This is a genomic window from Pseudomonas sp. Tn43 (assembly GCF_014192635.1).
GTDB lineage: Bacteria > Pseudomonadota > Gammaproteobacteria > Pseudomonadales > Pseudomonadaceae > Aquipseudomonas.
In genome coordinates, this window is sequence record NZ_JACHYG010000009.1 from 146448 (window position 1) to 167176 (window position 20729).

The window sequence follows — 20729 nt, forward strand, 5'->3', positions numbered from 1 at the left end:
GGAGCTTTTGAATGATCTCTATCTTGCGACGTGGCCTGTTGGTGATACTCGCGGCCTTTCCGTTGATGGCTAACGCCGTGGCGGCACAGTCGGCGCACGAACTGGTGCAAGACACCACCAACCGGTTGTTGGCGGATCTTTCCGCCAACAAGGAAAAGTACAAGCAGGACCCACAAGACTTTTATACGGCGCTCAATACCATCGTCGGACCTGTGGTGGATGCCGAAGGTATTTCCAAAAGCATCATGACGGTCAAGTATTCGCGCAAGGCTACGCCCGAGCAGATGCAAAGGTTCGTCGAAAACTTCAAAAGAGGCCTGTTCCAGTTCTATGGCAATGCTTTGCTTGAGTACGACAACCAAGGCATCGTCGTCGATCCTGCCAAGGAAGAATCGGGAGACCGTACCAGCGTTGGCATGACCGTCAAAGGCAGTAACGGCGCGATCTATCCTGTGTCTTACACACTTGAAAAGATCAATGGCGAGTGGAAACTGCGCAACGTGATCATCAACGGCATCAACATTGGCAAGCTGTTCCGCGATCAGTTCGCTGATGCGATGCAGCGCAATGGCAACGATCTGGACAAAACCATCGATGGTTGGGCCGGGGAAGTCGCCAAAGCCAAGGAAGTCACCGAGAAATCCACCGAGAATCAAACCCAATGAGTGAGTCGGCCATCCGCATGAGCGAAGCCGGCGAGCTGTTGCTCAGTGGCGTGCTGAATTACCGTACGGGCCCCAACTTGCGCAAGCAGGGGCAGGCGCTGATCAAGTCCAGCAACGCGGCTGCGCTGGTGGTCGACTGCTCCGCGGTGGAAAAGTCCAGCAGTGTCGGCTTGTCGCTGTTGCTGTGTTTCATGCGCGATGCCCAGGCGGCCGGAAAGGCCCTGAGCATTCGCGCGATGCCCGACGATATGCGCGAAATCGCTCAGGTCAGCGAATTGACCGAGCTGTTGGCGCACCCCTGAACCGCATCTATAAAGAAGCCCCCCGTCAGAGTCCTGTGAATGCGGGGTTCGCAGGCGCGGGGCTTTTTTGTATGATGTCCGACCCGCGCGCACAGGGCGCCGATTGAGGTTGAGCATGCAGGCCAACGAAGTAAAGAGCTTCCTTGAAGAAAAGCTGTCCGTTTCTCTGTCACAAGTGCAGGTGGAAGTTGAGGGCGAAGGCTGCAACTTTCAGCTGAACGTGATTAGCGATGAACTGGCGGCGTTGAGCCCGGTGAAGCGTCAGCAGCAGATCTATGCCCATTTGAACCCATGGATCGCCGATGGCAGCATCCATGCGGTCACTATGAAATTTTTCAGCAGCGCGGCCTGGGCCGAGCGCACCTGAGCCCAAGGGCGTCGAGATTCTTATGGATAAATTGATTATTACTGGCGGTGCTCGTCTTGACGGCGAAATCCGCATCTCCGGGGCAAAGAACTCTGCCTTGCCGATCCTGGCTGCAACCCTGCTGTGTGATGGCCCGGTGACCGTTGCCAACCTGCCGCACCTGCACGACATCACGACCATGATCGAGCTGTTCGGTCGCATGGGCATCGAGCCGGTGATCGACGAGAAGCTCAGCGTCGAAATCGACCCGCGCACCATCAAGACCCTGGTCGCGCCGTACGAGCTGGTGAAAACCATGCGTGCCTCGATCCTGGTGCTGGGCCCGATGGTTGCCCGTTTCGGTGAAGCCGAAGTCGCACTGCCTGGCGGTTGCGCCATCGGTTCGCGTCCGGTCGACTTGCACATCCGTGGCCTCGAAGCCATGGGAGCGGTGATCGACGTCGAAGGTGGCTACATCAAGGCCAAGGCTCCTGAAGGTGGCCTGCGTGGTGCGCACTTCTTCTTCGATACCGTCAGCGTGACCGGTACCGAGAACATCATGATGGCTGCCGCTCTGGCCAAGGGCCGCAGCGTGCTGGCAAACGCCGCTCGCGAGCCTGAAGTCGTCGACCTGGCGAACTTCCTGAACGCCATGGGTGCGAAGGTTTCCGGTGCCGGCACCGATACCATCACCATTGATGGCGTCGAGCGTCTGCACCCGACTACCTACAAAGTAATGCCAGACCGTATCGAAACCGGCACCTACCTGGTGGCGGCAGCGGTAACCGGCGGTCGCGTGAAGGTCAAGGACACTGATCCGACCATTCTCGAAGCCGTTCTGGAAAAGCTTCGCGAATCGGGTGCTGAAATCACCTGCGGCGAAGACTGGATCGAGCTGAACATGCACGGCAAGCGGCCAAAAGCCGTCAACGTGCGGACCGCTCCATACCCGGCGTTCCCGACCGACATGCAGGCGCAGTTCATCTCCCTCAACGCTATTGCCGAAGGCACTGGTGCGGTGATCGAGACGATCTTCGAAAACCGCTTCATGCACGTTTACGAACTGCACCGCATGGGCGCTCACATTCAGGTCGAAGGCAACACCGCCATCGTCACCGGTATCGAAAAGCTCAAGGGCGCGCCAGTAATGGCCACCGACCTGCGTGCTTCGGCCAGCCTGGTGATCTCGGCGCTGATCGCCGAAGGCGATACCCTGATCGACCGCATCTACCACATCGACCGTGGTTACGAGTGCATCGAAGAGAAACTGCAGATGCTCGGCGCGAAGATTCGCCGCGTACCGGGCTAGTTTCTGCTGCAAGGGTGCAGGGACGCGCCCGTTGAATTCGTTTCAAGTCGAGCCTGTTTCAGGTTCGATGTGTGTCCGGCGCCATTTGCGACCGGGCATCAGTAGCCTGATAAGGACTGACGTTTCCCATGCTGACTATCGCACTGTCCAAGGGCCGCATCCTTGACGACACCCTGCCGCTTCTGGCTGAAGCGGGCATCGTGCCGACCGAGAATCCGGACAAGAGCCGCAAGCTGATCATCCCCACGACCCAGGCCGATGTGCGCCTGCTGATCGTACGCGCCACCGATGTGCCGACCTACGTCGAGCATGGTGCCGCGGACCTCGGTGTCGCCGGTAAAGATGTGCTGATGGAATACGGCGGCCAGGGTCTGTACGAGCCTCTGGACCTGCGAATTGCCCTCTGCAAGCTGATGACCGCCGGCCGTGTCGGTGATGTCGAGCCCAAGGGCCGTCTGCGGGTAGCGACCAAGTTCGTCAACGTCGCCAAGCGTTACTACGCCGAGCAAGGCCGTCAGGTCGACATCATCAAGCTCTACGGCTCGATGGAGCTGGCGCCGCTGATCGGTCTTGCAGACAAGATCATCGACGTGGTCGACACCGGTAACACCCTGCGCGCCAATGGCCTGGAACCCCAGGATTTCATTGCCGACATCAGCTCGCGGTTAATCGTCAACAAAGCTTCGATGAAAATGCAACACGCCCGTATCCAGGCGTTGATCGACACCCTGCGCAAGGCAGTGGAGTCTCGACACCGCGGCTGATTTACCTGCGCGACCTTGAGTCGCGCCGTCTATCCGCCTCATAGCCAGAATTCTCAGGTGCCCAAGCGGATCGAATGTTAGCTTCGGGCGCCTGAGTTTTTGCCAATCCTATGAGGCTCTCGCTATGACCGCACCGACTGCAATTCGCCGACTCAACGCTGCCGACCCGGATTTCGCACATCATCTGGATCATCTGCTGAGCTGGGAAAGTGTGTCTGACGACTCGGTCAATCAGCGGGTGCTGGACATCATCAAGGCGGTGCGCGAGCGCGGCGACGCAGCGCTGGTGGAATTCACCCAGAAGTTCGACGGCCTGCAGGTCGACTCCATGGCAGACCTGATCCTGCCGCGTGAACGCCTGGAACTGGCCCTGACCCGCATCACCGCGCCTCAGCGTGAAGCCCTGGAAAAGGCCGCGACTCGCGTGCGCAGCTACCACGAAAAGCAAAAACAGGATTCCTGGAGCTACACCGAAGCCGACGGCACGGTGTTGGGCCAGAAGGTCACGCCGCTGGATCGCGCCGGTCTGTATGTGCCGGGCGGCAAAGCGTCATACCCGTCTTCAGTGCTGATGAACGCCATTCCGGCCAAGGTTGCCGGCGTGAGCGAAGTGGTCATGGTCGTGCCGACGCCGCGCGGCGAGATCAACGAGCTGGTGCTGGCCGCGGCCTGCATTGCCGGGGTTGACCGGGTGTTCACCATCGGCGGCGCCCAGGCCGTTGCGGCGCTGGCTTACGGCACCGAAAGCGTGCCGAAGGTCGACAAGGTTGTCGGCCCTGGCAACATCTATGTCGCCACCGCCAAGCGCCACGTGTTCGGTCAGGTCGGCATCGACATGATCGCCGGCCCCTCCGAGATCCTCGTGGTGTGTGACGGCCAGACCGATCCGGACTGGATTGCCATGGACCTGTTTTCCCAGGCCGAGCACGACGAAGACGCCCAGGCGATTCTGGTCAGCCCGGATGCCGAGTTCCTCGACCAGGTCGCGGCGAGCATCGCCAAACTGCTGCCGACCATGGAGCGCGCTGAAATCATCGAAACCTCGATCAATGGTCGCGGTGCGCTGATCAAGGTTCGTGACATGGAACAAGCCATCGAAGTGGCCAACCGTATTGCGCCCGAGCACCTGGAGTTGTCGGTTGCCGACCCGCAGGCTTGGTTGCCGCAGATCCGCCACGCCGGCGCGATCTTCATGGGCCGCCACACGTCCGAAGCCTTGGGCGATTATTGCGCTGGCCCGAACCACGTGCTGCCAACGTCCGGCACCGCGCGCTTCTCTTCGCCGCTGGGTGTTTATGACTTCCAGAAACGTTCGTCGATCATCTTCTGCTCAGAGCAGGGTGCCTCCGAACTGGGCAAAACCGCTTCCGTGCTGGCCCGTGGCGAGTCGTTGACCGCCCACGCCCGCAGCGCCGAATACCGCATCGTTGACGATAAGAAGGGCAGCTGAGCATGAGTAAATTCTGGAGTCCCTTCGTCAAGAACCTGGTGCCTTACGTGCCGGGCGAGCAACCGAAGCTGGCAAAACTGGTGAAGCTCAACACCAACGAAAACCCATACGGCCCATCGCCCAAAGCGTTGGCCGCGATGCAGACCGAACTGAACGACAACCTGCGTCTGTACCCGGACCCGAACAGCGACCTGCTCAAGCAGGCTGTCGCCAGGTACTACGGCGTGCAGGGCAATCAAGTGTTCCTCGGCAACGGTTCCGATGAAGTCCTGGCGCACATTTTCCACGGTTTGCTGCAACATGATCAGCCGTTGTTGTTCCCGGACATCAGCTACAGCTTCTACCCGGTTTACTGCGGCTTGTACGGCATCGCATTCGACGCGGTGCCGCTGGATGAACAGTTCCAGATCAATCCGGCGGATTATGCCAAGCCGAATGGCGGGATCATTTTTCCGAATCCGAACGCACCGACCGGTTGCCTGTTGGCGCTGGACGCGGTCGAGCAGATGCTCAAGGCCAGCCCGGATTCAGTGATCGTGGTGGATGAGGCTTACATCGATTTCGGTGGTGAAACGGCGATCACGCTGGTAGACCGGTATCCGAACCTGTTGGTGACTCAGACCCTGTCCAAGTCCCGTTCACTGGCAGGCCTGCGGGTTGGCCTGGCGGTCGGGCATCCGGACCTGATCGAGGCGCTGGAGCGGATCAAGAACAGCTTCAACTCCTACCCGCTGGACCGTCTGGCGATTGTCGGGGCAGCCGCGGCGTTCGAAGATCGTGAGTATTTCGACAAGACCTGCCGGTTGGTCATCGAAAGTCGCGAGAAAGTGGTCGCGCAGCTGCAAGCGAAAGGATTTGAGGTGCTGCCCTCGGCGGCAAACTTCATTTTTGCCCGTCATCCGAAGCACGATGCGGCAGGGCTGGCGGCGAAGTTGCGCGAACAAGGCGTGATCGTGCGGCACTTCAAGCAAGAACGGATTGCCCAGTTCCTGCGGATTACCATCGGTACCCCGGAGCAGAATCAGGCACTGATCGACGCACTGGGCGACCTGTAAAACCCCCAGACTGATCATTCCCATGCTCCGCGTGGGAATGCATCCCGTGACGCTCCGCGTCACAGTGGACGCAGAGCATCCATGGCGGCATTCCCACGCAGAGCGTGGGAACGATCATTCGGGTTAATCGTGATGCGCTTCGCCCACAAAAGTCAGCGACGTGAACAGCCCACGTGTCGCCACATCCGGATTGTCCTTCAGCGGAACTTCCACCTGCGCCGCAATCACATTCAACCCTTCATTACGCACCAATACTTGCGCCCGACCCTCTGCATCGGTCTCGGTGCTTAACGTATCCGGCGCGCTGCGATAGTCGCCCACCAACTTCACGCCCGCCGCCGGCTTACCGTCCAGCAGCACTCGAACCGGCAACGACTTACCCGGCCCCACGGTTAGCGGATCAACTTCCGGCACAATCAGCAGTTTCATCTGATCGAGTTTCGGCAGCTTCGCCCCCGGCTGGTAGATTGCCAGGCTGTATTTGAACGTCTCGGTCGACTCGATGGCCCCCGGCACTTTGCTGCGTCCTTCGTTGATCCATTGCTTATCCGCCGTTTGCGACCACATGCCATTGTTCAGCGCTACCGCCATCACTGCTGGTGGTTTCAACGGTTGCAGGCGGGCATGGTCGGCCAGACGTTGCACATCAACCGGGATCATTTTTCCGGCAACGTCATACGCCCAGGCGCCACTGATTTTCTGCGCCTTGAAGGCGTTGTCTTCGGCGCCGTGGCCGTAGATGACTTCGATGTTGCTGCGACGTTGTTCGGTCCAGAGACCGTGGGCCGAGACTTGACTGGCGCTTAACAGGCCGAGCAGCAGACCAGGCAGTGCCAGGGATTTCAGATGTTGCATGGTGGACGTCCTTTTACAGGTTGAGTGTCAGGCTGAGGGTAAAATTGCGCGGTTCTCCGGGATTGACCCAGTAGTTGCTGTAGGAGCGCTCGAAGTATTTCTCGTCGAAAAGGTTGTTCAGGTTCAGGCCCACGGTGAGGTTTTCGCTGGCCTTGTAATGGGCCAGCAGATCCACGGTGTGATACGCCGGCAATTGGAAATCGCTGCCGGCTTCACCCGAGCGATCGCCGACATAGGTGAACGCTGCGCCAAGGTCCGAACCGCGCAGATGGCCGTCCTGGAATTCATAAACGCCCAACAGACTGCCGCTGCGTTTGGCCACGCCAAGAATTCGGCTGCCGGTGGGAATCACCTTGTCGCCTTGGGTGACTTCGGCGTCGATGTACGCGAAAGCACCGATCACTCGCACGGCGTCGGTCACTTGCCCGGTGACTTGCAAATCGAACCCCTGGCTGCGGGCCTTGCCCATGGCGCGGCTGGAGTCGGTGCTTGGGTCGAGGGCCAGGACGTTTTCCTTTTCGATATGGAAGGCGGCGAGGGTGGTGCTCAGGCGATCGTCGAACAGCTCACTCTTGACCCCGACTTCGTAACCGACGCCTTCTTCCGGGTCGAAGGATTTACCGGCGGCGTCCAGGCCGTTGTTCGGTTTGAATGAGGTGGAGGCGTTGGCGAATAACCCCACTTCGGGCGTCAGTTGGTAGAGCAGACCGGCTCGCTGGGTCAGCGCGTCGTGGCGCTGGCGGCTGGTGGCGTTGCGGCTGTGATCGTCGATGCTTTGTTCGAAATGTTCGACGCGCGCACCGAGCAAGCCGCGCAGTTTGTCGGTGAAGACGATCTGGTCCTGAAGGTTCAGCGCCCGGCTTTCTACATGCTCGAAGAAGTCAGTCCCTGAGCGTGCGCCATTGGGTTTCGGCTGGCCGTAGATCGGTCGATAGATATCGACCGCGTAAGGGCCGCCGGCAATGGTCGTGACCCGTTCGTTCTTGCGGAAATTCTCGTATTCGCTGCCGATCAGCAGTTCGTGTTGCCAACTGCCGATGTCGAACAAACCGCGCAGCTCGAGTTGAGTGATGCTGTCATGCCAGTTGGAATCGCGCTCACGATAGCGACGGTTGACGGTATGGCCGTCGGCGTTCAAGGGACGACTTTCGGAGGCGAAGCCCCAGAGTTTGCCTTCTTTGTAATGGCTGGCGAGGCGCAGTTTCCAGCGGTCGTTGAGCTGATGTTCGAGGGCGGCTTGCAGCAGATTGTTGTGGTTGTCGATATCGCCATCGTTGGGTTCGCCAAGGAAAGTCGAACGGGAGACGCCGCTCCATTTGTTGTTCGGCGCGACGACACCGCGATCGAAGGTCGAGCTGTGGCGCACGAATTCGCTTTCCACCAACAGGCTGGTGTCCGGGTTCAGTTGCCAGCTGAAGGAAGGCGCAACGAACACACGCTGGCTGTCGACATGATCGCGAAAGCTGTGGTTGTCCTCGACGGCCAGGTTCACGCGGGACAGAACGTTGCCCTGATCATCCAGTGGCGTATTGACGTCCACCGCGGTGCGATAGCGATCCCAGCTGCCAGCGCTGGTTTGCAGCGTGGTGAAGGCTTCAGGCTGGGGTTTCTTGGTGACGATGTTCACCGTGCCGCCCGGATCGCCACGACCGTAGAGGCTGGCGGCCGGGCCTTTGAGCACTTCGACGCGTTCGATGTTGGCCACGTCCGGCGTGCTTGGATAGCCGCGGTTGGCACTGAAGCCGTCCTTGTAGAACTCCGACGTGGTGAAGCCGCGAACGCTGTATTCGTAGAGCGTCAGGCCGCCGAAGTTGTTCTGCTTCGACACACCGCCGGCAAATTCCAGTGCGCGCTCGACGCTGGTGCTGCCCAGGTCCTTGAGCACACTGACGGGAACCACACTGATCGATTGCGGGATATCGCGAATGGCCGTGTCGGTTTTGGTTGCACTGGAGGAGCGCGTGGCGCGGTAACCCTTGACCGGGCCGGTGGGGGATTCGTAGTCGGAGGTGACGCTGATGGCGTCCAGTTCAACGGTTTTCGATTCTTCGGCGAAGACCGGATTCCCCAGCAAACCGAGGGCCAGGCCTGCGAGGGAAGCCATTGTTCGAGACGACATGTTATGTTGTTCCAATAATTTTATTGAAACAATATAACATGCCTAATGAGAATGTCTGCTGTTAACAGCTTCGCAGTTATGGAGCTGCTGAGGGCGCAGCTCCTGGCGGCTTACTCGCCTTCTTTTTCCTTGATCGGCGCGGGTGGCGGACGCAGACCGATCTCCGCCGTGAGCTTGAGCTCTTTACCGTTGCGCATCACCTGTATGGTGACCTTGTCGGTCGGCTTGATTCGCGCTACCTGGTTCATCGAGCGGCGACCGTCGCCGGCCGGTTCACCGTCGATGCTCAGGATCACATCGCCCAATTGCAGGCCGGCCTTCTGTGCCGGGCCGTCACGGAAAATCCCCGCAACCACGATCCCCGGACGCCCGGACAGCCCAAACGATTCCGCCAGTTCCTGACTCAACGGTTGCACTTCGATACCGAGCCAGCCGCGAATCACCTGGCCGTGTTCGATGATCGACTTCATCACTTCCATCGCCAGTTTGACCGGGATGGCGAAGCCGATGCCCTGAGAACCGCCGGACTTGGAGAAGATCGCCGTGTTGATGCCGGTCAGGTTGCCATTGGCGTCCACCAGCGCACCGCCGGAGTTGCCGGGGTTGATCGCGGCGTCGGTCTGGATGAAGTCTTCGTAGTTGTTCAGCCCCAGCTGATTGCGCCCGGTGGCGCTGATGATGCCCATGGTCACGGTCTGACCGACGCCGAAGGGGTTGCCGATGGCCAGGGCCACATCGCCGATGCGGATGTTGTCGGAGCGGCCGACGGTGATCGATGGCAGGTTTTTCAGGTCGATCTTCAATACCGCGAGGTCGGTTTCCGGGTCGCTGCCGATAACCCGGGCCAGGGTTTCACGACCGTCCTTGAGCGCCACCACGATCTGGTCGGCACCGCTGGTCACGTGGTTGTTGGTCAGCAGGTAACCTTCCGGGCTCATGATCACCCCCGAACCGAGGCTCGATTCCATGCGCTTCTGCTTGGGCGAGTTGTCGCCGAAGAAGCGGCGGAACTGCGGATCTTCGAACAGCGGATGGCTGGGCTTGTTGACCACTTTGGTGGTGTACAGATTGACCACCGACGGCGCAGCCGTGGTCACCGCGTCTGCATAGGACACCGGGCCCTGCTGCAGACCGAGGGTTTGTGGGGCTTGCTGCAGATTGACATCCAGGTTCGGTAGCCCGACCCATTGCGGATAACGCTGCATAATCAATAGAGCGATAAGAACGCCGGCTAACAGCGGCCAGCCGGAAAAACGCAGCGCCTTGAGCATTAAGCAAGTCCTACAAAGGTTGCAGGCGGTGTGAGACCGCCCATAATGTCGCGCATTATACGAGGCCGCGCGTGCCTCTGAACGGGATATTTAGGAGTCTTTTATGGCCGTTGCCCTGAGTACTCTGGTCGAAGAAGCCGACCGCTACCTGGCAAGTGCGAAGATCGCCGATTACTGCCCTAATGGTTTGCAGGTCGAAGGCCGGCCGCAAGTGATGCGCATCGTCAGTGGGGTTACCGCAAGCCAGGCGTTGCTGGACGCCGCGGTGGAGGCCCAGGCCGATCTGGTGCTGGTGCATCACGGCTATTTCTGGAAAGGCGAGAACCCGTGCATCACCGGCATGAAGCAGCGCCGGTTGAAAACCCTGCTCAAGCACGATATCAGCCTGCTGTCCTACCACTTGCCGCTGGATCTGCACCCGGAAGTCGGGAACAACGTGCAGCTTGCCCGGCAACTGGACATCACCGTCGAAGGCCCGCTGGATCCGGATAATCTGAAAGTCGTTGGCCTGGTCGGTTCGTTGAGCGAACCGATGACTCCTCGCGATTTCGCCCGTCGCGTGCAGGAAGTCATGGGGCGCGAGCCATTGCTGATCGAAGGCAGCGCGATGATTCGTCGGGTCGGTTGGTGCACCGGTGGCGGCCAGGGGTACATTGATCAGGCGGTATTGGCCGGCGTCGATCTGTACCTCAGCGGCGAGGCCTCCGAGCAAACGTTCCACAGCGCCCGGGAAAACGACATCAGCTTCATCGCTGCCGGCCATCACGCCACTGAACGTTACGGCGTGCAGGCTTTGGGCGATTACCTGGCGCGACGTTTCGCGCTCGAGCATATCTTCATCGATTGCCCGAACCCTATTTGATTTCAAAACTGAAGGGGGTTGGCCTGTAGGAGCGAGGCTTGCCCGCGGAGAACGATAACGCGGTGCATCAGGCATACCGCGTAATCGTTCTTCGCGGGCAAGCCTCGCTCCTACAGGGGGAGAGCCCCAAACGAGGGGGTATATTCATATACCCTTTCGATCTAGTCCGCGGCCTGATTAGAAGAGAGCGCTGTGCTAGGATTCCCCGCTCGAACACGGCCCGCAGGCCGTCCATAAGATCGTTTTCGTGAGTAGCCATGGTCGACAAACTGACGCATCTCAAACAGCTGGAGGCCGAAAGCATCCACATCATCCGCGAGGTCGCCGCCGAGTTCGATAACCCGGTGATGCTGTACTCCGTCGGTAAAGACTCCGCCGTGATGCTGCACCTGGCACGCAAGGCGTTCTTCCCGGGCAAACTTCCGTTTCCGGTGATGCACGTCGACACCCAGTGGAAGTTCAAGGAAATGTACGCGTTCCGCGACCGCATGGTCGAAGAACTCGGCCTGGACCTGCTGGTGCACGTGAATCCCGAGGGCGTTGCGCAGGGTATCAACCCGCTCACCCATGGCAGTGCCAAGCACACCGATATCATGAAGACCGAAGGCCTCAAGCAGGCCCTCGACAAGCATGGTTTCGACGCCGCATTCGGTGGCGCCCGTCGCGACGAAGAGAAATCCCGGGCCAAGGAGCGCGTGTATTCCTTCCGTGACACCAAGCACCGCTGGGACCCGAAAAACCAGCGTCCCGAGTTGTGGAACGTCTACAACGGCAACGTCAACAAGGGCGAATCGATCCGCGTATTCCCGTTGTCGAACTGGACCGAGCTGGACATCTGGCAGTACATCTACCTCGAAGGCATCCCGATCGTGCCGCTGTATTTTGCAGCCGAGCGCGACGTTATCGAGATGAATGGCACCTGGATCATGATCGACGACGAGCGCCTGCTCAACCACCTGAGCGATGAAGACAAGGCGCGCATCGTCAAGAAGAAGGTCCGTTTCCGTACGCTGGGCGACTACCCGTTGACCGGTGCGGTCGAGTCCGAGGCCACCAGCCTGACCGACATCATTCAGGAAATGCTCCTGACGCGAACTTCCGAACGCCAGGGCCGGGTCATCGATCACGATGGCGCCGGTTCGATGGAAGAAAAGAAACGTCAGGGATACTTTTAAGCTTCGAGTTACAAGCGGCAAGCTGCAAGTTAAGGGCGGTACGCGTAATTTCGCAGTTTGATGCTTGCAGCTGGGTGTTGCGAGCCGTTATCGGATGACTCGCAATGGATTTCGAGAAGCTGATTGTCTGGCAGAGAAGCAAGTGTTTGGCAGTAAGGATCTATAGAGAGTTGTCGAGATGTGGGGACTTTGGCTTCAAGGATCAAATTACCCGCTCTGCACTTTCGGTGCCTTCCAATATTGCTGAAGGAATGGAGCGTTGTGGTCCCAAGGAAAAAGTACATTTTCTTTGGGTGGCGAAAGCTTCATGCGGTGAGTTGCGCACTCAGATCCTCATCGGCCGTGAAATTGCCTACATCGCTGATCCTCTGGCTGACGATTGGATTACAGAAACCCGCGAGCTTTCAAGAATGCTATGCGGCTTGATCAACAAAATTTCTGAGTAGCTGTACGCCGACAAGCTTGCCGCTTGAAGCTTACAGCTTGGAGCTCGAATGCAATGAGTCACGCATCTGATTTGATCAGCGAGGACATCCTCGCCTACCTGGGCCAGCACGAACGCAAGGAAATGCTGCGCTTTCTGACCTGTGGCAACGTCGACGACGGCAAGAGCACCCTGATCGGGCGCCTGCTGCACGACTCCAAGATGATCTACGAAGATCACCTGGAAGCCATCACCCGCGACTCGAAAAAAGTGGGCACCACCGGTGAAGACATCGACCTGGCGTTGCTGGTCGACGGCTTGCAGGCCGAGCGTGAGCAGGGCATCACCATTGATGTCGCCTACCGTTATTTCTCCACCGCCAAACGCAAATTCATCATCGCCGATACCCCCGGCCATGAGCAGTACACCCGCAACATGGCCACCGGTGCCTCCACCTGTGACCTGGCGATCATCCTGGTCGACGCCCGCTACGGCGTGCAGACGCAGACTCGTCGCCACAGCTTTATCGCCTCGTTGCTGGGCATCAAGCACATCGTTGTCGCCATCAACAAGATGGACCTCAACGGCTTCGACGAAAGCGTGTTCGAGTCGATCAAGGCCGATTACCTGAAGTTCGCCGAAGGCATCGCATTCAAGCCGACCACCATGGCGTTCGTGCCGATGTCCGCGCTCAAGGGCGACAACGTCGTGAACAAGTCCGAGCGCTCGCCCTGGTACACCGGCCAGTCGCTGATGGAAATTCTCGAAACCGTCGAGATCGCCAGCGATCGCAACTACACCGACCTGCGTTTCCCGGTGCAGTACGTCAACCGTCCGAACCTGAACTTCCGTGGTTTCGCCGGCACCCTGGCCAGCGGCATCGTGCACAAGGGCGACGAAGTCGTGGTGTTGCCGTCGGGCAAGAGCAGCCGCGTTAAATCCATTGTCACCTTCGAAGGTGAACTGGAGCATGCCGGTCCCGGTCAAGCGGTGACGCTGACCATGGAAGACGAAATCGACATTTCCCGGGGCGACTTGCTGGTGCATGCCGACAATCAGCCGCAAGTGACTGACGCCTTCGACGCCATGCTGGTGTGGATGGCCGAAGAGCCGATGCTGCCGGGCAAGAAATACGACATCAAACGCGCCACGACCTACGTGCCGGGTTCGATCACCAGCATCGTCAATCGCGTGGACGTGAACACCCTGGCCGAAGGTCCCGCTAGCTCGCTGCAGTTGAACGAGATCGGTCGGGTCAAGATCAGCCTCGACGCGGCCATCGCGCTGGACGGTTACGACAGCAACCGCACCACCGGTTCGTTCATCGTCATCGATCGACTGACCAACGGCACGGTCGCGGCCGGCATGATCATCGCCCAGCCGTTGAGCCATGGCAGCAGCACCCACCACGGCAAACTGGCGCATGTGGCTACCGAAGAACGTGCCCAGCGCTTTGGTCAGCAACCGGCCACCGTGTTGTTCAGCGGCTTGTCGGGCGCGGGCAAAAGCACCCTGGCCTACGCGGTTGAACGCAAGTTGTTCGACATGGGCCGCGCGGTGTTCGTGCTCGATGGCCAGAACCTGCGTCATGACCTGAACAAAGGTCTGCCACATGATCGCGCCGGGCGTACCGAAAACTGGCGTCGTGCGGCGCACGTCGCCCGGCAGTTCAACGAAGCCGGTCTGCTGACCCTGGCGGCCTTCGTTGCACCGAGTGCTGAAGGTCGTGAGCAGGCCAGGGAACTGATCGGCAAAGAGCGTCTGCTGACGGTCTACGTCCAGGCCTCTCCGACGGTCTGTGCCGAGCGTGATCCGCAAGGTCTGTACGCGGCGGGTGGCGACAACATTCCGGGCGAATCCTTCCCCTACGACGTGCCGCTGAATGCCGATCTGGTAATCGACACCCAGTCGCTGTCGGTGGAAGAAAGCGTCAGGCAAGTGCTGGATCTGCTGCGTCAGCGTGGCGCGATCTAAGCGTTAGCCGGTAAAAAGAAACCCGCCGATGAGTGATCATCGGCGGGTTTTTTTGTGTCTGGGAGGACGCCTTCGCGGGCAAGCCTCGCTCCAGGTTAATTGCAATCACCCCGACTTGTAGGAGCGAGGCTTGCCCGCGAAGAGGCCGGTACAAACACCTCAAACCTTGGCGGGATACTCACGGTGCATCTGCCCCAGCAACGCATCCTTGTCGTTCCACAGCTGATTGATCCAGCCCTGAAACTCAAGCCGATACACCCCATCCTGGTCGTAGTTCTTGCCAACGAACTGCGGTGGAATCTTCAGCTCCTGAAAATGCACGACCACATCCTTCACGTTCCCACAGAGCAAATCCCAATAACCCGGACGCCCCGCCGGATAGTGAATGGTCACGTTGACGATGGCTTCCAGCTGGTCGCCCATGGCATCCAGCACGAAGGCAATGCCACCCGCTTTCGGCTTGAGCAGGTAGCGGAACGGTGAGCTCTGCTGTACGTGCTTGCCCTCGGTGAAGCGCGTGCCTTCGACGAAGTTGAAAATCCCCACCGGGTTATGGCGGAACTTGTCGCAGGTCTTGCGGGTGGTTTCCAGGTCTTTGCCTTTCTTCTCGGGATGCTTCTCCAGATAGGCCTTGGAATAACGCTTCATGAACGGAAAACCGAGCGCCCACCACGCCAGGCCAATCACCGGCACCCAGATCAGCTGCTGTTTGAGGAAGAACTTCAGCGGGCGAATCTTCCGGTTCAGCACGTACTGCAACACCATGATGTCGACCCAGCTCTGGTGGTTGCTGGTGATCAAATACGAGTGCTGATAGTCCAGACCTTCCAGCCCGCTGAGCTGCCAGCGCGTGTGCCCGAGCAGGTCCATCCAGGCTTTGTTGTTGCTGATCCAGGTTTCGTGGATGTGGCCCATCAGCCAGTTGGTGAAACGCTGGGCGGCGGGAAAGGGCAGCAGCAGTTTGAAGATCGCCACCACGAACAGCGGCGTGCAGCAGACAATCGTGTTCAGTGCCAACAACAGCGAGGCGATCACGCCGCGCACGGGTGCAGGTAGAAAATCCAGCATTTAAACATCCATCGGTCGGTTGGCAGCTTGGATCGCGGTCAACGCGATGGTGTAGACGATGTCGTCGACCTGCGCGCCGCGCGGCAGGTCGTTCACCGGTTTGCGCAAGCCTTGCAGCATCGGCCCGAGGCTGACGCAGTCGGCGCTGCGCTGCACGGCTTTGTGGGTGGTGTTGCCGGTGTTCAAGTCGGGGAACACGAACACCGTGGCACGACCGGCCACCTGGCTGTTCGGCGCCAGTTGCCGGGCAACGGTTTCGTTGGCGGCGGCGTCGTACTGCAACGGGCCGTCGATCAGCAGCGAGTTTTGCTGTTCGTGGGCGAGCAGTGTGGCTTCACGAACTTTCTCGACTTCTTCACCGCTGGCTGACTCGCCACTGGAGTAACTGATCATCGCCACGCGCGGCGTGATGCCAAACGCTGCGGCCGAATCGGCGCTTTGCAGGGCAATCTCGGCCAGTTCGCTGGCACTCGGGTGCGGGTTCATCACGCAGTCGCCGTAAACCAGCACTTCTTCCGGAAACAGCATGAAGAACACCGAAGATACCAGGGTGCAGCCTGGCGCGGTCTTGATCAGTTGCAAGGCGGGGCGGATGGTGTTGGCGGTGGAGTGAATGACCCCGGACACCAGCCCGTCGACTTCATCCAGCGCCAGCATCATGGTGCCGATCACCACGGTGTCTTCCAGTTGTTGCTCGGCCATCGGCGCGTTGAGGCTTTTAGTCTTGCGCAGGGCAACCATTGGTTCGACGTAACGCTCGCGAATCAGGTCCGGATCGAGGATTTCCAGCCCCGGCGGCAACTCGATGCCTTGGGCGCGTGCGACCGCTTCGACGTCCGCCGGTTTGGCCAGCAACACGCAACGGGCAATGCCGCGGGCCTGGCAGATCGCGGCGGCCTGCACGGTCAACGGCTCGCTGCCTTCGGGCAACACGATGCGCTTGTTGGCGGCTTGGGCGCGCTGGATCAACTGGTAGCGGAACACCGCTGGCGACAGGCGCATTTCCCGTGGCGTGCCGCAGCGCTGGTGCAGCCAGTTGGCGTCGAGGTGGCTGGCGACGAAATCGGTGATGATCTCCGCACGTTCGCGGTCGTCGATCGGAATTTCCTTGTTCAGACCGTTCAACTGGTTGGCGGTCTCGTAGGAACCGGTGCTGACCGACAACACCGGCAGGCCGGCCTGCAAGGCGCCACGGCACAGATCCATGATGCGTGGGTCGGGCAGGGTGTCGCTGGTCAGCAACAGGCCAGCCAGGGGCACGCCGTTCATCGCTGCCAGGCTGACGGCAAGGATGATGTCGTCACGATCGCCGGGGGTTACCACCAGCACACCGGGTTTAAGCAATTCCACGGTGTTGCGCATGGTTCGCGCGCAGATGATGATTTTGGTCATGCGCCGGGTTTCGTAATCGCCGGCGTTGAGCACTTGAGCGCCCATCAGGTCGGCCACGTCGCGGGTGCGCGGTGCGTTCAATTCCGGTTGATACGGGATGCAGCCGAGCAGGCGGAAGTCGCCACTGCGCAACAACGGCGAGTGTTCCTTCAGGCGCGAGGCGAAGGCCTCCATGCTTTCGTCGGTCTTTACCTTGTTGAGAATCACGCCCAGGACTTTCGGGTCTTTCGGCCCGCCGAACAATTGCGCCTGCAACTCTACCCGGCCGGATAACTCAGTCAGCACTTCGTTTTCCGGTGCCGAGACCAGAATCACGTCGGCGTCCAGGCTCTTGGCCAAATGCAGGTTGACCCGCGCAGCGTAGCTGGCGCTGCGGGTCGGGACCATGCCTTCGACGATCAGCACGTCTTTGCCGACAGCGGCTTGCTGATAAAGGGTGATGATTTCTTCCAGCAGTTCATCCAGCTGACCGTCGCCGAGCATCCGCTCGACATGGGCCAGGCCCAACGGCTGAGGCGGTTTCAAACCGTGGGTGCGGGCCACCAGTTCGGTGGAGCGTTCAGGGCCCGTATCGCCTGGGTGCGGCTGGGCAATCGGTTTGAAAAAGCCCACTTTGAGGCCGGCCCGCTCAAGCGTACGCACCAGCCCGAGGCTGATGGAGGTCAGACCCACACCAAAATCGGTGGGCGCGATAAAAAAAGTTTGCATGCGGATTCTCTGCAGGTGCATGTGGGCAGTCGTGGCCGCCAGGTGATCATCTATAAATGACGATCTACCGATATTCAGTCGTCAAGGTTATCGCTAACCGAGCCTTGTGCGCACCATCCGCAATCAAAGGGCAGGCCTATTTTTTCCTGACGTAACGCAGGGTCCAGCACCCAGGCTCGGGATTGCCAGGGCGGCTGGTGGCGCAGATGCTGAGTATGGCCACAGGAAAGCTCGGCTACCCAGTGTCCGTCTTCATCCTGATGGAAGCCTGTGACCGTCGATCCTTTTGTCGCACCCCGTCTGTCCGGGTTGTGTTCGCTTTCGGCCGATTGCTTCGCTAAACTTGGACATTCATCATTCTTATACAAAAGGTTTCGCCCCATGCTGATCGCCGCCAATAAGGCTGTCTCTATCGACTATACCCTGACCGACGACGCTGGTAAGGTCATCGACAGCTCCGCCGGCGGCGCGCCGCTGGTCTATCTGCATGGCGCAGGTAACATCATCCCGGGCCTGGAAAAAGCACTGGAAGGCAAAGCAGTCGGTGACGAACTGAAGGTCGCCGTAGAACCTGAAGACGCCTACGGCGAATACTCCGCGGAACTGGTCAGTACCCTGGACCGCAAGAATTTCGAAGGCGTCGATGAGTTGGAAGTGGGCATGCAGTTCCACGCATCCGCTCCGGATGGCCAGATGCAGATCGTCACCATTCGCGATCTGGACGGCAACGATGTCACTGTCGACGGCAACCACCCGTTGGCCGGTCAGCGCCTGAATTTCCAGGTCAAGATCGTCGACATCCGTGACGCCAGCCAGGAAGAAATCGCTCATGGTCACGTCCATGGCGAAGGTGGCCATCACCACTGATTTTCTGCGCTAAGCTTTCGAGAGCTGGAGAGGCGCCTGAGGGCGCCTTTTTAGTCCGCGGCTGTCGTTGATGGCACCGCCAAGTGGCTGTTTTGAGAAGAACACTGGAATTTGGAGTTCGTCATGAGTGCTTTTCACGACCTTAAACTGACAGCCCTGGATGGCCAGGAGCTACCTTTGGCGCCCTTCAAGGGGCATGTCGTGCTGGTGGTCAACGTCGCCTCCAAATGTGGTTTGACGCCACAGTATGCGGCGCTGGAAAAACTCTACCAGCAATACAAGGACAAGGGTTTCAGTGTGCTGGGTCTGCCGTGCAACCAGTTTGCCGGACAGGAACCGGGTACCGAGCAAGAGATCCAGACATTCTGCAGCCTCAACTATGGCGTGACCTTTCCATTGTCCAGCAAGCTGGAAGTCAACGGTCATGAACGTCATCAGTTATACAAACTGTTGGCGGGTGAAGGTGCGGAATTCCCGGGCGACATCACCTGGAACTTCGAGAAATTCCTGCTGGGCAAGGACGGTCGCGTGCTGGCGCGGTTCTCGCCGCGTACGGCGCCGGATGATCCTGCTGTCATCCAGGCGATCGAAAAAGCGCTGGGCTGACATCCCCTCTGTGTAGGAGCGAGGCTTGCCGGCAAAGCGTCATGTCATTCAACATTGATATCGACCGACATGACGCCTTCGCGGGCAAGCCTCGCTCCTGCAATGCTTCTTATCTTTTAGACCTTAATCACCGCAATCAATAGTGCTGTGCATCGCTTGCCGCGCCGCATATTATCGCCGTCATAAAGTCTATGTCCCGTGGAGCGTCCCATGCCTGTCAAAGCCCTGTTCAAGCCTTTTCGTCTTGGCGCTCTCGAGTTGCCGACCCGCGTCGTCATGGCGCCGATGACCCGCTCGTTTTCGCCGGGCGGCGTGCCTGATTCCAAAGTGGTCGAGTACTACCGTCGTCGCGCCGCTGCCGGGGTGGGTTTGATCATCACCGAAGGCACCACCGTCGGTCACAAGGCCTCCAACGGCTATCCGAACGTGCCGCATTTCTATGGTGAAGCGGCTTTGGCCGGCTGGAAGAAAGTCGTTGATGCAGTGCATGCCGAAGGCGGCAAGATCGTTCCGCAACTGTGGCATGTGGGCAGCGTGCGCCGCATCGGCACCGAACCGGACGCCAGCGTGCCGGGCTACGGTCCGACGGAAAAATTGAAGGACGGTCAGGTCGTGGTTCATGGCATGACCAAGGACGATATTCAGGACGTGATCGCCGCGTTCGCCCAAGCCGCCAGGGATGCTCAGAGCATCGGCATGGACGGCGTGGAAATCCACGGTGCCCACGGCTATCTGGTAGACCAGTTTTTCTGGGAAGGCAGCAATCAGCGCACTGACGAATACGGTGGCAGCCTGGCGAACCGTTCGCGCTTCGCCATCGAATTGGTTGAGGCGGTGCGCGCAGCGGTCGGTGAGGGGTTCCCGATCATCTTCCGTTTCTCCCAGTGGAAGCAGCAGGACTACACCGCACGTTTAGTGCAAACCCCGCAAGCTTTGGGCGAGTTCCTCAAGCCATTGTCCGACGCTGGCGTGGACATTTTCCATTGCTCGACGCGGCGTTTCTGGGAGCCTGAATTCGACGGTTCCCAACTCAACCTGGCCGGCTGGACCCGCCAGCTCACCGGCAAACCGACGATCACTGTCGGCAGCGTCGGCCTGGATGGCGAGTTCCTGCAGTTCATGGTCAACACCGACAAGATCGCGCAACCGGCCAGCCTGGAAAAACTGCTGGAGCGTTTGAATAATGATGAATTCGATCTGGTGGCAGTGGGGCGTGCCTTGCTGGTGGACCCGGACTGGGCGCAGAAAGTGCGCGACGGTCGGGAGCAGGACATTTTGCCGTTCAGCCGTGAGGCGTTGATGACGCTGGTTTAAGTAGCGTCTGGAAGGGCCTCTTCGCGGGCAAGCCTCGCTCCTACAGAATTTGTGTCGTTCGCCATATTGCGAGCGACGCTAACCTAATGAAATGGCTACCCCCGCCTCCCCCCCTGTGATCGCCCACTAAGCTTTCACCGGGGGCTCATCGGAGATCATTGCCATGAACAACGTAGCTATCGCCGCCATCGACCTAGGAAAAC

20 protein-coding genes are annotated in these 20729 nt (G+C 59.4%); 14 read left to right on the plus strand and 6 right to left on the minus strand.

Annotated elements, in window-relative coordinates; genetic code table 11:
* Positions 1-11 precede the first annotated feature (11 nt).
* From FHW68_RS22080 to hisC, 7 genes are all read left to right on the plus strand, one after another.
* Positions 12-665 (plus strand): phospholipid-binding protein MlaC, encoded by a 654-nt coding sequence (locus FHW68_RS22080; protein WP_183683101.1) that lies wholly within the window; start codon positions 12-14, stop codon positions 663-665.
* Entirely contained in the window at positions 662-967 is a 306-nt protein-coding gene (locus FHW68_RS22085; RefSeq protein WP_095634830.1) for a lipid asymmetry maintenance protein MlaB, read from the plus strand. Before FHW68_RS22080 ends, FHW68_RS22085 begins: the two co-directional genes overlap by 4 nt.
* Before the next feature lie 115 nt (positions 968-1082).
* Positions 1083-1334, plus strand: a complete 252-nt coding sequence (locus FHW68_RS22090) for a BolA family protein (protein WP_095634829.1) — start codon at positions 1083-1085, stop codon at positions 1332-1334.
* A 22-nt stretch (positions 1335-1356) separates the two neighbouring features.
* Positions 1357-2622, plus strand: coding sequence for a UDP-N-acetylglucosamine 1-carboxyvinyltransferase (gene murA / locus FHW68_RS22095; RefSeq protein WP_095634828.1), 1266 nt, complete (start codon positions 1357-1359; stop codon positions 2620-2622).
* A 128-nt stretch (positions 2623-2750) separates the two neighbouring features.
* Positions 2751-3386, plus strand: a complete 636-nt coding sequence (gene hisG, locus FHW68_RS22100) for an ATP phosphoribosyltransferase (protein WP_007901570.1) — start codon at positions 2751-2753, stop codon at positions 3384-3386.
* 124 nt (positions 3387-3510) lie between these two features.
* Entirely contained in the window at positions 3511-4836 is a 1326-nt protein-coding gene (gene hisD, locus FHW68_RS22105) for a histidinol dehydrogenase (RefSeq protein WP_095634827.1), read from the plus strand.
* Between the two features lie 2 nt (positions 4837-4838).
* Positions 4839-5891: a histidinol-phosphate transaminase gene (gene hisC / locus FHW68_RS22110; RefSeq protein ID WP_183683104.1), complete on the plus strand. Its 1053-nt coding sequence runs from the start codon at positions 4839-4841 to the stop codon at positions 5889-5891.
* Positions 5892-6014: 123 nt separating this feature from the next.
* On the opposite strand, the gene FHW68_RS22115 is transcribed toward hisC, so the two are convergent.
* The 3 genes from FHW68_RS22115 to algW form a co-directional block, all read right to left on the minus strand.
* A complete protein-coding gene (locus FHW68_RS22115; RefSeq protein ID WP_095634825.1) occupies positions 6015-6746 on the minus strand; it encodes a DUF4198 domain-containing protein in 732 nt (243 codons plus the stop codon).
* 13 nt (positions 6747-6759) lie between these two features.
* On the minus strand, positions 6760-8865 hold the full coding sequence (locus FHW68_RS22120; protein ID WP_183683107.1) for a TonB-dependent siderophore receptor: 2106 nt from the start codon (positions 8863-8865) through the stop codon (positions 6760-6762).
* 110 nt (positions 8866-8975) lie between these two features.
* Positions 8976-10136, minus strand: coding sequence for a Do family serine endopeptidase AlgW (algW, locus tag FHW68_RS22125; RefSeq protein ID WP_095634823.1), 1161 nt, complete (start codon positions 10134-10136; stop codon positions 8976-8978).
* 103 nt (positions 10137-10239) lie between these two features.
* On the opposite strand from algW, the gene FHW68_RS22130 reads away from it, so the two are divergent.
* From FHW68_RS22130 to cysN, 4 genes are all read left to right on the plus strand, one after another.
* Complete coding sequence (locus FHW68_RS22130; protein WP_095634822.1) at positions 10240-10998, plus strand: Nif3-like dinuclear metal center hexameric protein; 759 nt, start codon at positions 10240-10242, stop codon at positions 10996-10998.
* A 257-nt stretch (positions 10999-11255) separates the two neighbouring features.
* Positions 11256-12173: a sulfate adenylyltransferase subunit CysD gene (cysD, locus tag FHW68_RS22135; RefSeq protein ID WP_183683110.1), complete on the plus strand. Its 918-nt coding sequence runs from the start codon at positions 11256-11258 to the stop codon at positions 12171-12173.
* 104 nt (positions 12174-12277) lie between these two features.
* Positions 12278-12619 (plus strand): four helix bundle protein, encoded by a 342-nt coding sequence (locus FHW68_RS22140; RefSeq protein WP_007901593.1) that lies wholly within the window; start codon positions 12278-12280, stop codon positions 12617-12619.
* Between the two features lie 53 nt (positions 12620-12672).
* A complete protein-coding gene (gene cysN / locus FHW68_RS22145) occupies positions 12673-14571 on the plus strand; it encodes a sulfate adenylyltransferase subunit CysN (protein WP_095634820.1) in 1899 nt (632 codons plus the stop codon).
* 159 nt (positions 14572-14730) lie between these two features.
* Here the strand turns inward: cysN and FHW68_RS22150 are convergent, their stop codons facing one another.
* The 3 genes from FHW68_RS22150 to FHW68_RS22160 form a co-directional block, all read right to left on the minus strand.
* Positions 14731-15639: an acyltransferase gene (locus FHW68_RS22150; protein ID WP_183683113.1), complete on the minus strand. Its 909-nt coding sequence runs from the start codon at positions 15637-15639 to the stop codon at positions 14731-14733.
* Positions 15640-17739, minus strand: coding sequence for a phosphate acetyltransferase (gene pta, locus FHW68_RS22155; protein WP_095633951.1), 2100 nt, complete (start codon positions 17737-17739; stop codon positions 15640-15642).
* A gap of 74 nt (positions 17740-17813) precedes the next feature.
* Complete coding sequence (locus tag FHW68_RS22160) at positions 17814-18122, minus strand: DUF3565 domain-containing protein (protein ID WP_183683121.1); 309 nt, start codon at positions 18120-18122, stop codon at positions 17814-17816.
* On the opposite strand from FHW68_RS22160, the gene FHW68_RS22165 reads away from it, so the two are divergent.
* The 3 genes from FHW68_RS22165 to FHW68_RS22175 all read left to right on the plus strand — a co-directional run bounded on the left by FHW68_RS22165 (position 18121) and on the right by FHW68_RS22175 (position 20526).
* Complete coding sequence (locus FHW68_RS22165) at positions 18121-18606, plus strand: peptidylprolyl isomerase (protein ID WP_095633949.1); 486 nt, start codon at positions 18121-18123, stop codon at positions 18604-18606. The genes FHW68_RS22160 and FHW68_RS22165 overlap by 2 nt on opposite strands.
* Positions 18607-18729: 123 nt before the next feature.
* Positions 18730-19212, plus strand: coding sequence for a glutathione peroxidase (locus FHW68_RS22170; RefSeq protein WP_095633948.1), 483 nt, complete (start codon positions 18730-18732; stop codon positions 19210-19212).
* 210 nt (positions 19213-19422) lie between these two features.
* Positions 19423-20526 carry an NADH:flavin oxidoreductase gene (locus tag FHW68_RS22175; protein WP_095633947.1) on the plus strand — a complete coding sequence of 368 codons (1104 nt, stop codon included), beginning with the start codon at positions 19423-19425 and terminating at the stop codon, positions 20524-20526.
* Positions 20527-20729: the final 203 nt, after the last annotated feature.

What these genes read in the sequence shown, in the direction of transcription:
- FHW68_RS22080 (WP_183683101.1), top strand. Translation starts at nt 12, where the DNA reads ATGATCTCTATCTTGCGACGTGGCCTGTTGGTGATACTCGCGGCCTTT.
- FHW68_RS22085 (WP_095634830.1), top strand. Translation starts at nt 662, where the DNA reads ATGAGTGAGTCGGCCATCCGCATGAGCGAAGCCGGCGAGCTGTTGCTC.
- FHW68_RS22090 (WP_095634829.1), top strand. Translation starts at nt 1,083, where the DNA reads ATGCAGGCCAACGAAGTAAAGAGCTTCCTTGAAGAAAAGCTGTCCGTT.
- murA (WP_095634828.1), top strand. Translation starts at nt 1,357, where the DNA reads ATGGATAAATTGATTATTACTGGCGGTGCTCGTCTTGACGGCGAAATC.
- hisG (WP_007901570.1), top strand. Translation starts at nt 2,751, where the DNA reads ATGCTGACTATCGCACTGTCCAAGGGCCGCATCCTTGACGACACCCTG.
- hisD (WP_095634827.1), top strand. Translation starts at nt 3,511, where the DNA reads ATGACCGCACCGACTGCAATTCGCCGACTCAACGCTGCCGACCCGGAT.
- hisC (WP_183683104.1), top strand. Translation starts at nt 4,839, where the DNA reads ATGAGTAAATTCTGGAGTCCCTTCGTCAAGAACCTGGTGCCTTACGTG.
- FHW68_RS22115 (WP_095634825.1), bottom strand. Translation starts at nt 6,746, where the DNA reads ATGCAACATCTGAAATCCCTGGCACTGCCTGGTCTGCTGCTCGGCCTG.
- FHW68_RS22120 (WP_183683107.1), bottom strand. Translation starts at nt 8,865, where the DNA reads ATGTCGTCTCGAACAATGGCTTCCCTCGCAGGCCTGGCCCTCGGTTTG.
- algW (WP_095634823.1), bottom strand. Translation starts at nt 10,136, where the DNA reads ATGCTCAAGGCGCTGCGTTTTTCCGGCTGGCCGCTGTTAGCCGGCGTT.
- FHW68_RS22130 (WP_095634822.1), top strand. Translation starts at nt 10,240, where the DNA reads ATGGCCGTTGCCCTGAGTACTCTGGTCGAAGAAGCCGACCGCTACCTG.
- cysD (WP_183683110.1), top strand. Translation starts at nt 11,256, where the DNA reads ATGGTCGACAAACTGACGCATCTCAAACAGCTGGAGGCCGAAAGCATC.
- FHW68_RS22140 (WP_007901593.1), top strand. Translation starts at nt 12,278, where the DNA reads ATGGATTTCGAGAAGCTGATTGTCTGGCAGAGAAGCAAGTGTTTGGCA.
- cysN (WP_095634820.1), top strand. Translation starts at nt 12,673, where the DNA reads ATGAGTCACGCATCTGATTTGATCAGCGAGGACATCCTCGCCTACCTG.
- FHW68_RS22150 (WP_183683113.1), bottom strand. Translation starts at nt 15,639, where the DNA reads ATGCTGGATTTTCTACCTGCACCCGTGCGCGGCGTGATCGCCTCGCTG.
- pta (WP_095633951.1), bottom strand. Translation starts at nt 17,739, where the DNA reads ATGCAAACTTTTTTTATCGCGCCCACCGATTTTGGTGTGGGTCTGACC.
- FHW68_RS22165 (WP_095633949.1), top strand. Translation starts at nt 18,121, where the DNA reads ATGCTGATCGCCGCCAATAAGGCTGTCTCTATCGACTATACCCTGACC.
- FHW68_RS22160 (WP_183683121.1), bottom strand. Translation starts at nt 18,122, where the DNA reads ATGGGGCGAAACCTTTTGTATAAGAATGATGAATGTCCAAGTTTAGCG.
- FHW68_RS22170 (WP_095633948.1), top strand. Translation starts at nt 18,730, where the DNA reads ATGAGTGCTTTTCACGACCTTAAACTGACAGCCCTGGATGGCCAGGAG.
- FHW68_RS22175 (WP_095633947.1), top strand. Translation starts at nt 19,423, where the DNA reads ATGCCTGTCAAAGCCCTGTTCAAGCCTTTTCGTCTTGGCGCTCTCGAG.